Origin of the sequence: Pseudomonas petrae, assembly GCF_021728295.1 — a bacterium.
GTDB classification, from domain to species: domain Bacteria; phylum Pseudomonadota; class Gammaproteobacteria; order Pseudomonadales; family Pseudomonadaceae; genus Aquipseudomonas; species Aquipseudomonas petrae.
Genome location: NZ_JAKJXE010000010.1, coordinates 1 through 12,394, shown reverse-complemented (window position 1 = coordinate 12,394; position 12,394 = coordinate 1). Strand labels below are relative to the sequence as shown.

Here is a 12,394-nt window from a genome sequence, read left to right as displayed (position 1 = left end):
AGCATTTTATACAAAAGCCTCCTATCATTGCGGTGATCGGCATGCTCGAGCTGGCCCTGAAGCGCGCCGACCACGGTCATCTGGACCGTCCGGCGATAGAAGTGGCCTACAGCTCGGCGAAGGATTTGCTGGAGCTGATCGGCGATATTCTCGACATCGCCCGCATCGAGTCAGGTCGTCTCAGCCTGAGCCCCGAGCGCGCCAATCTGCGCCAACTGGTCGAATCCGTGGTGCGGGTGTTCGACGGCCTGGCCCGGCAAAAAAGCCTCACGCTGGCCCTGGACCTGGACGCACGGACCAACACGGATGTGTTGATCGACCCGCTGCGCTTCAAGCAGATCCTCTCCAATCTCATCAGCAACGCCATCAAATTCACCGAACTGGGTCAGGTCAAGATCAGCCTGCAGACCGAAGCCGGACGCAACCCGCAGCAAATGCGCGTGCAAGTGGTGATTCATGACAGCGGCATCGGGATCACCGAGCAGGACCAGCAGCGGCTGTTTGCGCCCTTCGCTCAGGTCGATCAATCAGGACAACTGGCGCGCACCGGCGCAGGGCTGGGCCTGGTGATCTGTCGCAGCCTGTGCGAAATGATGGGCGGCAACCTGACCTTGAGCAGCCGTCCCGGGGATGGCACGCGAATCGAAATGACCTTCGAGTTCACCACCCTTGAACCGCTGGACGCGAAAAGCATCGCCCGTGAAGCGGCTCCCCACGCCTCAGCCCAGCTGCACATCCTGATCGTCGACGATCACCCGGCGAACCGTCTGCTGCTGTTCGAGCAGCTGTGCTTTCTGGGGCATCGCTGCGACATGGCGGTACAGGGCGCCGAAGCCCTGGAGCGCTGGCGTGGGGAGCGTTTCGATCTGGTGATCGCCGATTGCAACATGCCGGTCATGAACGGCTACGACCTGGCCCGGGCCATCCGCCAGTTGGAGCACAGCGAGGCACGTCCGCGCTGCACCGTGCTGGGCTACACCGCCAATGCGCAGCCGGAGGAAAAGCAACGCTGCCGTGATGCCGGCATGGATGACTGCCTGTTCAAGCCCATCAGCCTGACCGCGCTGAACGACCGCTTGAGCAAGGTCATGCCGCTGCGCCCTTCGTCTGCGCCGGGCACGCTGCCCGCCGTGCCCGTTCAGCCGCCGCAGGCTGTGTTCGACCCGCACACCATTGAAGCGCTGACCGGTGGCAGGGCCGACATGAATGAGCGGCTGCTCGATCAACTCATCGCCAGCATTCGTCAGGACCGCGCCGAGCTGAACGCGACCACGTTCCCGGAGCAGCTGAAAGACATCGGCCACAAGGTGCGTGGCGCCGCGAACATCATCGCGGCGACAGCCGTCATCGAAGGCTGCGAAGCGCTGGAATCTGCCTGCGAGGCCGAAGCGCCGGAGGCCATCATCGGCGAGCGGCAGTCAGCACTCGATGTGGCGATGGGAGCGCTGGAGCAGGCGTTGGTGGCTTATCGCGGGAAAACGCCTGCGTCACAGAAAGGGCGGCTGGCATGAACCTGATGACCATGAGCGCTGCCGACTATCAGGCGTTTGCTGAACGTTCTGTCGCCGGGTATGCCCGGGATATTGCCCGCACCTACGGAGTGCCTGACGCGCTGGCCTTCATCAGCGCGAGCGCCGACTTCAATGAACTGTTGGAGGACGGTCTGGACACCGAGGGGCATTACTTCTATCGCTTGTGCATCGGCGATGATGTTGAGGTGGGCAGCCTATGGATAGGGATTGTGGAGAACCCGCCGTCGCCTACCAGACTGTTTGTCTACGACCTGGAGATTCATCCGGCCTTCAGACGCCAGGGCCTGGGCAGGCAAGCACTGAGCGCTGTCGAAGCGTGGGCCATCGAGCGCGGCATTCGGCGTCTGGAGCTGAACGTATTTGCTGACAACCATGCGGCGCGGACGCTGTACGAAACGTCGGGGATGGCCGCCTGTGAAATGACCATGGGCAAGAATTTATAGCCCGCCGAGGTGTGCCCCCGATCAGGCCGGCCCGGTAGCAGAATCAACGCTGCCGTACGGCGCCAGATGTTCGCTCAGGTATTTCAGCAGAATGCTCACCTTCGGCAGCGCCTCTCGGGTTTTCAGCCAGACCAGATTCATCGGCAGTCCATCGGTCGCAAGCTCCGGCAGCACTTCAACCAGCCGGCCCTCGTTGAGGTGGGTTTGCACCAGCCAGGTCGGCAACTGGGCGATGCCATGCCCGGCCAGCGTGGCCGATACTTCGCCCTCCCCGTCGCCGACGGCAATGCGCGGATGAATGACCCGCCGCTCCTGATCCCCCGGCACGCGCCCGCGGAAATACCAGGGCCCGACCTGCCCGTCGGACTGGCCGTAGGCAATGCAATGATGATGTTCAAGATCGGCGTCCGTCTCGGGCTGACCGTGCTCGGCGATGTAGCTCGGCGCGGCACAGAACACCAGTCGCTGAGCGCCGATGAAACGATGCCCCAGCCCCGCCGCCCAGGCATCGCGCCCGCCGATTCTGACCACAATATCGATGCCTTCATGCACCGGATCGATGAACCGGTCGGAGAACGAAATGTGCGGCTGCAGCAGCGGGTATTCCCTGACGAAATTGAGAATCAGCGGCAACACATGGAGGCGCCCGTAAGAGGCAGGCAAATCAATCCGCACCCGGCCATGGGGCTCATGCCGCTCGGACGCGAGGGCCAGTTCGGCCTCTTCAAGGTCAGCCAGCACGCCGCTGCAAGTGGCGTAGAACTTCACGCCAGCTTCGGTGAGGGACACGCGGCGCGTAGTGCGGTTGAACAGGCGCTGGCCCAATCGCTGCTCCAGGCGTGCGATGCTTTTACTGACCGCCGACGCTGTCAGGTTCAGCTTCAGTGCCGCATTGGCGAAGCTGCCGAAATCGGCCACTGCCACAAAGACGTCAATGCCCTTGAGACGCTCGGATGAGAACACAGCGATTACCATTGCTGAACTGAGTTCGCGATAGTAAGTCATTTATGTCGCGGATGAGAACGCAGATCTCCAATAGGCTATGGCAACGTCTCTTGGAGCTTCTTCTATGCACCCTTCACACTCCGCAACGGCATCCGCGCCGGATGCCACGTCTCGATCAGGGGTACAGATCCTGATCATGGCGATCGCTGCATTCATCATCGTCACCACTGAATTTCTGATCGTCGGGCTGCTTCCGGCCATGGCCAAGGACCTGGGTGTATCGATCGCCGTGGCTGGCCAGGTGGTGACGCTGTTTGCATTCACTGTGATGCTGTTCGGGCCGTTCCTCACGGCAAAACTCGCCGGCGTCGAGCGCAAAAAGCTGTTCACCATCATCCTGCTGGTGTTTGCCGCCTCCAACGTCCTCGCTGCGCTGTCCACCAACATCTGGGTCATGGCCCTCGCGCGCTTCATTCCGGCGCTGGGCCTGCCCGTGTTCTGGGGCACCGCCAGCGAAACCGCCGGGCAACTGGCAGCGCCCGGCAAATCGGGTCAGGCCGTGTCGCGGGTTTACCTGGGCATTTCCGCCGCCCTGGTGTTCGGCGTGCCGCTGGGCACCGTCGCCGCCGATACCCTGGGCTGGCGCGGCAGCTTCTGGGTACTCGCCGTCATCTCGCTGATCATCGCCATCCTGATGCAACTGTGCATGCCGACCTTGCCCTCCTCGCCTGCCAAGCACGGCGAGAAGCAGACCGACATTCTGAAACAGCCGCGCTTCCTCGCCCACGTGTTGCTGTCGGTGCTCGCGTTCACTGCGATGTTCACGGCTTACACCTACCTGGCCGATATCCTCCAGACCCTGGCCGGCGTTCCGACCAATCAAGTCGGCTGGTGGCTGATGGGCTTCGGCGCGGTCGGCATGATCGGCAACCAATGGGGCGGAAAATTGGTCGATCGCAGCCCGCTGGGTGCGATGGTGTTGTTCCTGGTGATTCTGAGTATCGGCATGGCCGCCGCCATTCCATTGGCCACCGACCACCTCTGGCTGATCGCCGCGCTGGTGCTGTGGGGCGTTGCGTACACCGCACTGTTCCCGGTGTGCCAGGTGCGTGTGATGCAGGCCGGTGCCAAGGCTCAGGCGTTGGCGGCGACCCTGAATATCTCGGCGGCTAACGCCGGCATTGGCTTGGGTGCGATTTTTGGCGGGTTGGGTATTGGCCACTTCGGACTTGGGTCGCTGGGGTGGATCGCGACCGGGATCGCCGCCCTGGCAATTGTGGTTGCGCTGTTGATGATGCGTAAGCGTTGAGGGGTTGGTCTGTCTGTAGATCGACTGCTCTTTGACGTGTCTGGCGGTGGGGCGATGATTGGCTGCTGCCTTGCCAGACAGCGCGCGCCCATTCGGGATGCCGCTTTTTGAGCGCGGCATCCCGGATCTGCAAATGAGAAGAACCGGTCACCCCAGTGCCGACGCTTTCCCTTCCCTTGCCGCCAGAATGCGCGGCAGGTTTTCCTCGATCCAGGACGTCAACACGTCCATCTGCAACGCGACCTCCTCGCCCATCGCCGTCAGACGGTATTCGACGTGGGGCGGCACCACCGGCAGCGCCTTGCGGTCGACGAACCCATCCTGTTCCAGGCTTTGCAGCGTCTGCGAAAGCATTTTTTCGCTGACACCGCCGATCTTGCGCCGCAGCTCGCTGAACCGGTGCATGCCGTCCAGCAACACCACCAGCACCAGTACGCCCCAGCGGCTGCACACATGATTGAGGATTTCCCGCGACGGGCAATCCCGGGCCAGCACCTCACCGGTACGAATTCGCTCCAGTAAAGAAACACTGCCTGCAGAGGCAGAAGTCATATCGTTCATAACACTTACCTTTTCGTACGTACTTACGAAAGGTTAGCACGATGACTATGCTGATCGCTCAATCACCTTATTCGGGAATCATCATGATCGTCATCACCGGTGCATCAGGCCAGCTTGGCCGCCTCGTCATCGCTCAATTGCTGGAAACCGTGCCTGCCTCGCAAATCGTTGCGGCCGCCCGTGATCCGGAAAAAGTGGCTGACCTCGCCGCCAATGGCGTGCAGGTCCGCCAGGCCGATTATTCTCAGCCTGCCACGCTGGACCGGGCCTTCGAGGGTGCCGAGAAAGTCCTGCTGATTTCTTCCAGTGAAGTGGGCCAGCGGGTCGCTCAGCACAGCGCAGTGATCGACGCCGCCAAACGCGCCGGGGTCAAATTGCTGGGCTACACCAGTGTGCTCCACGCCGACACCTCGGCGCTGGGCCTGGCGGAGGAACACAAGCAGACCGAAGCGGCACTGGCGCAATCAGGCGTTCCGGCGGTGGTGCTGCGCAACGGCTGGTACCACGAAAACTACACGGCCGGCGTGGCCCACGCGTTGGCGAACGGCGCGCATTACGGCAGCGCAGGTGAAGGCCGGATCAGCTCTGCCGCGCGGGCGGACTATGCAGCGGCGGCGGCCGTTGTGCTGACGTCGACTGAGGATCAGGCGGGCAAGGTGTACGAACTGGCCGGCGACGAGTCTTACACGCTGAAGGAGTTCGCCGCTCAAATCGCGCAGCAATCCGGCAAGCCTGTCGTGTACACCGATCTTCCCCAGGCCGATTACAAGGGTGCGCTGCTGCAGGCAGGACTCCCGGAGTTTGTGGCCGAATTGCTCGCCAACTCCGATGCCGCTGCGGCCAAAGGTGCGCTTTTTGATGACAGTCGCCAGTTGAGCCGCCTCATTGGCCGGCCGACCGCGCCGCTTGCTGCAAGCATCGCTCAAGCGCTGCGCACATAATCCCCCGCCGCCGCGCCGTACCCGAAGCGGCACGCGGGCGGCGCGCCAGCACGGGCACTGAATGATTTGCGCCTCACACGGTCGGAACTAATGACAGCGCACGACGCGCTGGCCAAGGAGTTTCGAATGAACAGCAAATCGCTCATTGCCTGTCTGGCGATTCTGGGTAGCGTTTCCGTTGCGAGTTTTACGGTGCAGGCCGCCAACGCAACGGAGCCGACCATTCAACCTTCCAGAGACAACATGCGGGAGCTCGAAGTCGGCAGCCGTTCGCCGCAGGAATTTCAGCGTCCAGACGCCGCGCTCAAGGACTGGAAAGCCAAAGGCCTGGAAGAGCCGGCCAAGATGAGTCAGTGGGTGCGCATCAACGACAAATACGTCGAAGTGCAGACCACCAACGGCCAGATCACCAAGATTGTCCCGATCGAAAAATAAACCGGGACACTGACCCAGCGCGTCGGGTTCATGGGGCGCGCGCCAGGTGAAAAAACCTATACGAACGACCAAAGGAATTCCCATGAACATAATAAAACTGATGGCCTGCGCAGCCGTGGTCACTTGTCTGGGCGGGGCCAGCCTCGCAGCGATGGCGCAAACCCCTGCAACCAAAAGCGTGCAGGCGGAACACACCAATGAGCAGTACAAGGTCGGCGACACCACCCATGACCTGTACAAGGACGAACGCGTCGGCGTCAAGGACTGGCAGGGCAAGGGCCTAACCGCGCCCAAGGAAGGCACGCAATGGGTGCTGATCAGCGATAAATATGCGCTGATCAACATGGAAGACGGCAAGGTCCTCGACATCGCGCCGGGCAATCTCAAACCGCTGAAAAAGTAATTGCCGATGTACCGTCCACCGTGCCCGATACCCGTCGGGCACCGCTTTACCATCCCACTCGTCCAAACGCCCTTCCCCTCCGGTTACCGCTGACAAGAAAGGTTGCACCCTAACGAATGCGCCCTCTACTCTGCGGCTCTCGTTTGTTGCGCCATAGGCCCGGGTTCGATGTCTTCCGTCTTGAATGTCTTGCTGCCGATCTTCGCGCTCATCCTGGTGGGCTACCTCTGTCGCCGCACTAACCGCCTCGGGCCGACCGCCGCTTCTGAAATCAACCGAATGGTGGTCTGGCTGTGCTTGCCGGCGCTGCTGTTCACCGCCACTGCCCACGCCACCTGGGCGCAGATCTGGCACCCGGGTTTCGTGCTGACCTTCACCCTGTCGACCCTGGCGATGTTCGTCATGACCTTGCTGCTGCGGCGCCGAAGAGCCGGGCATTTCGCCGATGCCAGCATCGATGCCCTCAGCGCTTCCTACGCCAACACCGGCTATATCGGCATTCCACTGTGCGTCATGGTGCTGGGGCAGGAAGGCCTGGAACCGGCGCTCATCGCGTCGTTGCTGGTGGTCTGCGTGGTGTTCGGCATCGCCCTGGTGTGCATCGAAATCGGGCTGCAAAGCGAGGCCCGGGTGCACCGCATCGTCCTCAAAGTAGTGCTGGCGCTGGCGAAAAACCCGCTGGTGGTGTCGCCGATCCTCGGCGCCTGCTGGGCATCGACCGGCGCGGCATTGCCAGGCGCGCTGGACAAATTCCTCAGCCTGCTGGGTGCAGCGACGACGCCCTGTGCGCTGATTTCCCTGGGCCTGTTTCTCGCCCAGAAACAGCAAGGCCCGCGTGAGGGCACGACGCTGCTGGTGCTGATCAAACTGATTGCCCACCCGCTGCTGACCTGGTTTCTGGCGTTTCGCGTGTTCCACCTGCCGCCGCTGTGGGCCAACTCTGCCCTGCTGTTGAGCGCCCTGCCCACCGGCACCGGGCCGTTCATGCTGGCCGAGTATTACAAGCGCGAGGCGTCGGTGGTGTCGAGCACGATTCTGATCTCCACGCTCGGTTCGCTGGTGACGCTGTCGCTGTGCATTTATTACATCAACGGTTGACGGGCTGGCGTCGGGCATAAGGTGGGTGCGTCGAAATGAACAAGCTGGATTTGCTGAAAACTTTCGTCAGGGTCGCGGAGCTGTCGAGCTTCACCCACGCCGGCGACGCACTGGGCCTGCCGCGCTCGACGGTCTCGGAGCATGTACGCAGCCTCGAAGGGCTGCTTGGCGCACGACTGCTGTTGCGCACCACGCGCAAGGTGCAAGTAACGCCCGACGGCCAGGCGCTGTATGAACGCAGCAAGGACCTGCTCAGTCAGATGGACGAGATTGAAGGCCTGTTCCGGCAGGACAGCTCGGCGCTGAGCGGGCGTCTGCGGGTGGACATGCCGACCGCCATCGCACGGCGGCTGGTGATGCCACGGCTGAGTGAATTCCTTGAGCGGCATCCGCTGATCGAGCTTGAAATCAGCAGCACGGACCGGCGCGTCGATCTGGTCCGCGAGGGCTTTGACTGCGTGCTGCGCATCGGCGCACTGCCCGACACACCACTGATCGCGCGCAATGTCGGCCTGTTTCGGATGATGAACTGCGTGAGCCAGGGGTACGCCGACCGCTTCGGCATTCCGCGGGATCTGGAAGCGCTGCAGCAGCATCGACTCATTAACTACGCACCGGCCTTTGGCGCTGTCGATGCGCTGTTCGAGTACTGCCGGGAGGGCAAGGACTTCCACGTATCGATGCCCTGCAGTGTCACGGTGAACAACATTGAAGCCTATGAGGCGGCGTGTGTCGGCGGGCTGGGGATCATCCAGATTCCGCGCCTGGCCGACGCTTACCAGCAGCAACGCGGCGCCTTGATCGAAATCCTCCCGGAGTACCGGCCAACGGCGATGCCGGTGTCACTGCTCTACGCCCATCGCCGGCACCTGCCCCAGCGATGCCGGGTGTTCATGGATTGGCTAGAGCAGCTATTGGGGGAATACGGGGTGAAGTCGAAGGCCTTGCGGGGGCGGCTTTAGCAGGCTGGTAGGACCGGCTTTAGCCGGGAAGGCGTCAGATGCCATGCCGCAAAATCTAAGGTTTGCAAACCGGCCTCTTCCCGGCTGAAGCCGGTCCTACAAAAAACCCCGCCGTCATCCTGATCACCTCAACGCCGCGACCACCGCATCGAAGAAGGCCATCGGGTCGATGGGCTCTTTGTCCACCGGCTTGGGCTGCGCGCCGAAGGTGACGATGACCACGTTGTTGGCCGGGTTGACGTAAATATTCTGACCCTGGATGCCGACCGCCGAATAGGCGCCATCCTTCACCGAAGGCGTGGTCCAGGCCGTCCACCACATATAGCCGTAGTCGAGGCTTTTGCCGCCCTTGAGCGTGGTCGGCAGCGTGGCTTCCCTGACCCAGCCGTCGGGGAGAATCGAGGTACCGTTGATCTTGCCGTCGTTCAGGAAGAACAGCCCGAAGCGCCCGTAATCCCGCAGCGTTGCGCTGATCCCGCTGCCACCGATCTCCACGCCATCAGGCGAGTCCAGCCACCAGGTGGCGTCGCTTTCCATGCCGAACGGCTGCCAGATCTTTTTCGACAGGTACTCGGCCAGTGGCATCTTCACCGCGCCCCGCACAATCTCGCCGAGGACCTGGGTTTCACCGGTGCTGTAATTGTTCACCGTGCCGGGTTCGGCTGCGCTTGGCAGGCTCGCCATCAGCGCCATGGCCGAATGGGGCTGCTGGGAAATCTGCGCCTTGAGCAACGCCCGCCGGTCAGAGGCCGGATCGGTGTAGGTCTCGTTCCACTTGACCCCCGACGACATCATCAGCACGTTGCGCACAGTCACCCCTTCATAGGCGCTGCCTTTGAGGGCCGGCACGTACTCCACCACCTGGGCGTCGAGGCCCTTGATCAAGCCATCCTTGATCGCCGCCGCAGTCAGCGTCGAGGTGATGGATTTGGCCATCGACATCGACATCCATCGGGTCTTCTCGGTGTTGCCGCGCTGATAGGTCTCGAAGACAATCTTGCCGTCCTTGATCACCAGCATCGCGGTAATGCTGTCCAGCGCCACAAAGTCGTACAGGTCGTACTTTTTGCCCTCGACGGTGAAGCGCACGTTGGGCAGTTGCCGATCCGACTTCGGCAACGCATAGGGGTGGTCGCCGGCCTTGATGGTGTGGGTGGGAAACAGCCGGCCGATATTGCGATAGGTGCTGACCGCCAGGTCCGGGAGCATGGCGCCGTCGTAGATCTGTTCGACCGTGCCGATGGGTTCCTGGGCGTGGGGGTAGTCGTCTGCCCCTGCACTGGAAACCAGCGTGGCGGCGAGCAGGCCGAGGGACAGGGTCAGCGACCGATTGAAAGCGGCGGGACGGGAAAAGACGGGGGAGTGCATGACGTATCCTTTTTTATCGTCGTGGATGGACGTTGGGCGCTTTCCGGCCGGCCTTTTGGCTAAATCGCCGGCTAAAGCCGGTCCCACTGAAAGAACGCGCCCGCTTGAACCATAGCCCACTCACCGGTATTGCACCGGGGGGATCGGTTCAGCCGCTGCATACTCTGACGTCTGCGATGACGTACCTGACCGAATCGCAGACGAAAAAAAACCACCGCACGAAGGCGGTGGTTTTTCACACGTGCAGGACGCGTCGGATCAGACTTTGACGATCCAGCCCGCCGGGCCTTCGATGTCGCCAGACTGAATGCCGGTCAGCTCTTTGTACAAGCGCTGGGTCACGGGACCCACGTCGGTTTCGCTGTGGAACACGTGCAGTTTGTCGTTGTAGCTGATGCCGCCGATCGGGGTGATCACCGCAGCGGTGCCGCACGCGCCGGCTTCCTTGAACAGGTCGAGCTTGTCGATGAACACTTCGCCTTCGGTGACCTTCAGACCCAGACGGCTCTGCGCCAGTTCGAGCAACGACAGGCGAGTAATGCCTGGCAGCACGGACGGCGATTTCGGCGTGATGAACTCGTCGTCGTGGGTGATCCCGAAGAAGTTGGCCGAGCCGACTTCTTCGATCTTGGTGTGGGTCAACGGATCGAGGTAGATGGCGTCGGCGAAGTTGGCTTTCTTGGCCTCGCTGCCCGGCATCATGCTCGCGGCATAGTTACCGCCGACTTTCGCAGCGCCGGTGCCTTGTGGCGCGGCGCGGTCGTAGCTGGAAATGACAAAGTTATGCGGTTTCATGCCGCCCTTGAAGTAAGGGCCAACCGGGATGCAGAACACCGAGAAGATGAACTCGGGCGCAGCGCGTACGCCGATGTTGTCGCCGACGCCGATCACGAACGGGCGCAGATACAGCGCGCCGCCGGTGCCGTATGGCGGGATGAAACGCTCGTTGGCGCGAACCACTTGCTTGCACGCTTCGATGAACTGCTCGGTCGGCACGTGGGGCATCAGCAGGCGGCTGCAACTGCGCTGCATGCGCGCGGCATTCTGGTCGGGGCGGAACAGGTTGATCGAGCCGTCTTTGGCGCGATAGGCCTTGAGGCCTTCGAAGCATTGCTGACCGTAATGCAGCGCGGTCGAACCTTCGCTGATGTGCAGCACGTTGTCTTCGGTCAGGGTGCCTTGGTCCCACTCGCCATCGCGCCAGTGAGCCAGGTAGCGTTTGTCGGTCTTGATGTAGTCGAAGCCGAGTTTGTCCCAGTTAATGCTTTCGTTACCCATGACACCCTCTATGTCCAGGCCAGCGCGGCCGGGAGTTTCCGGCGTCTGGCGTTTCATCGATAAGGCCCGGAGCAGGACGCGACCCGTTCCGGTGTGTCGCCATATTACTGATTTTTCTCCCCGCAAACTGCCTCGACGGCAGATGAGCTGAAAAAGATCCGCTGTGGCCCGACTCAAGCGCCGAGGTTTGTGCCGTCTGTAGCAAAAGCACTATTGGACGTGTGCAGATTCGCCAATGTTGCCTATGGTGTGTAAATCGTCTGAGACAGGAGCAGCACCCATGGGTATCGATCAGTTATTCGCCGATTTGAGCAGTCTTCCCAGCATTCCCAAGGTGGCGCAGGACCTGATCAAACAGTTCGACAGCCCGTCGTCGGACTTGGGCAGCATTGCCGGCAACATCGAAAAGGACCCGGTGATCGCGGCGAAAATTCTGCGGCTGGCCAACTCCGCGCGCTTTCGCGGGGCGCGGGAGTCGTCGAGTATTGAGGACGCGGCCATGCGTCTGGGCTTCAACACCTTGCGCACACTGGTGCTGGCGTCGGCGGTGACCGGCGCGTTCAAGGCTGGGCCGAGTTTTGATCTGAAGGGCTTCTGGCTGAAGAGTTTTCAAGTGGCCGGGATCTGCCGCTTGCTGGCGAAACAGTCCGGTGCTGATGCGGAAATCGCCTTCACCTGCGGGGTCATGCACGACATCGGCGAATTGCTGATCCAGACCGGCGCGCCAGCCGTTGCCGAGCGCATCAACAGCGTGACCAAGACCGGCACGACCGGGCGCGCAGCGATCGAAACGTTGCAATTGGGCTTTGGTTACCCGGAAGTCGGCGCGGAACTGGCCCGACGCTGGGGATTGCCCGAGGTCATCCAGAACGCCATCGCCTATCAGGCGCGGCCCATGCAGGCGCCGGGGGACGCGACCCAGCCCCGCATCGTTGCCCAGGCATTGACGATTTCAGCCGCACTGGAAAATCACGGCGGCGCCACCGCGCAGGCCAGGCAGGAAGTCGACGGGCCGTTGCTGGAGGGGGTTGATCTGGAGGCCGTGTTCACCGCGCTGCCCAAGGTGCTGGAGGATGACAAGGCGTTTGCGGAGTTGTTGAGTTAGGGAATGCAGTCGTG

General features: G+C 62.0%; 12 protein-coding genes and 1 pseudogene. 9 read left to right on the top strand and 4 right to left on the bottom strand.

Annotated features, from left to right (window positions below; genetic code table 11):
- Window positions 1-14: 14 nt before the first annotated feature.
- Together L4G42_RS17865 and L4G42_RS17860 are read left to right on the top strand one after the other, a co-directional pair.
- A pseudogene (locus L4G42_RS17865) lies at window positions 15-1,511 on the top strand (ATP-binding protein); the annotation flags it as partial.
- Window positions 1,508-1,975: a GNAT family N-acetyltransferase gene (locus L4G42_RS17860; protein WP_237250819.1), complete on the top strand. Its 468-nt coding sequence runs from the start codon at window positions 1,508-1,510 to the stop codon at window positions 1,973-1,975. The pseudogene L4G42_RS17865 and the gene L4G42_RS17860, both read left to right, overlap by 4 nt.
- 21 nt (window positions 1,976-1,996) lie before the next feature.
- On the opposite strand, the gene L4G42_RS17855 is transcribed toward L4G42_RS17860, so the two are convergent.
- Window positions 1,997-2,938, bottom strand: coding sequence for a LysR family transcriptional regulator (locus L4G42_RS17855; RefSeq protein ID WP_237251031.1), 942 nt, complete (start codon window positions 2,936-2,938; stop codon window positions 1,997-1,999).
- A 106-nt stretch (window positions 2,939-3,044) separates the two neighbouring features.
- Between L4G42_RS17855 and L4G42_RS17850 the strand changes: the two genes are divergently transcribed.
- A complete protein-coding gene (locus tag L4G42_RS17850; RefSeq protein ID WP_237250818.1) occupies window positions 3,045-4,229 on the top strand; it encodes an MFS transporter in 1,185 nt (394 codons plus the stop codon).
- A gap of 147 nt (window positions 4,230-4,376) precedes the next feature.
- On the opposite strand, the gene L4G42_RS17845 is transcribed toward L4G42_RS17850, so the two are convergent.
- On the bottom strand, window positions 4,377-4,790 hold the full coding sequence (locus L4G42_RS17845; protein WP_237250817.1) for a winged helix-turn-helix transcriptional regulator: 414 nt from the start codon (window positions 4,788-4,790) through the stop codon (window positions 4,377-4,379).
- Between the two features lie 83 nt (window positions 4,791-4,873).
- On the opposite strand from L4G42_RS17845, the gene L4G42_RS17840 reads away from it, so the two are divergent.
- The 5 genes from L4G42_RS17840 to L4G42_RS17820 all read left to right on the top strand — a co-directional run bounded on the left by L4G42_RS17840 (window position 4,874) and on the right by L4G42_RS17820 (window position 8,629).
- The gene (locus L4G42_RS17840) at window positions 4,874-5,731 is read left to right on the top strand and encodes an SDR family oxidoreductase (RefSeq protein WP_237251030.1); all 858 of its coding nucleotides are present in this window, start codon (window positions 4,874-4,876) and stop codon (window positions 5,729-5,731) included.
- A gap of 126 nt (window positions 5,732-5,857) precedes the next feature.
- Window positions 5,858-6,166, top strand: coding sequence for an RcnB family protein (locus L4G42_RS17835; RefSeq protein ID WP_237250816.1), 309 nt, complete (start codon window positions 5,858-5,860; stop codon window positions 6,164-6,166).
- A gap of 82 nt (window positions 6,167-6,248) precedes the next feature.
- A complete protein-coding gene (locus L4G42_RS17830) occupies window positions 6,249-6,569 on the top strand; it encodes an RcnB family protein (protein ID WP_237250815.1) in 321 nt (106 codons plus the stop codon).
- A 168-nt stretch (window positions 6,570-6,737) separates the two neighbouring features.
- Window positions 6,738-7,667 (top strand): AEC family transporter, encoded by a 930-nt coding sequence (locus tag L4G42_RS17825; RefSeq protein WP_237250814.1) that lies wholly within the window; start codon window positions 6,738-6,740, stop codon window positions 7,665-7,667.
- Between the two features lie 35 nt (window positions 7,668-7,702).
- Window positions 7,703-8,629: a LysR family transcriptional regulator gene (locus L4G42_RS17820; RefSeq protein WP_237250813.1), complete on the top strand. Its 927-nt coding sequence runs from the start codon at window positions 7,703-7,705 to the stop codon at window positions 8,627-8,629.
- A gap of 123 nt (window positions 8,630-8,752) precedes the next feature.
- Here the strand turns inward: L4G42_RS17820 and L4G42_RS17815 are convergent, their stop codons facing one another.
- Together L4G42_RS17815 and L4G42_RS17810 are read right to left on the bottom strand one after the other, a co-directional pair.
- Window positions 8,753-9,997, bottom strand: a complete 1,245-nt coding sequence (locus L4G42_RS17815; RefSeq protein WP_237259471.1) for a serine hydrolase domain-containing protein — start codon at window positions 9,995-9,997, stop codon at window positions 8,753-8,755.
- A gap of 258 nt (window positions 9,998-10,255) precedes the next feature.
- Window positions 10,256-11,275, bottom strand: a complete 1,020-nt coding sequence (locus L4G42_RS17810; RefSeq protein WP_237251029.1) for a branched-chain amino acid aminotransferase — start codon at window positions 11,273-11,275, stop codon at window positions 10,256-10,258.
- 280 nt (window positions 11,276-11,555) lie between these two features.
- On the opposite strand from L4G42_RS17810, the gene L4G42_RS17805 reads away from it, so the two are divergent.
- Window positions 11,556-12,380 (top strand): HDOD domain-containing protein, encoded by an 825-nt coding sequence (locus tag L4G42_RS17805; RefSeq protein ID WP_237250811.1) that lies wholly within the window; start codon window positions 11,556-11,558, stop codon window positions 12,378-12,380.
- Window positions 12,381-12,394 lie beyond the last annotated feature (14 nt).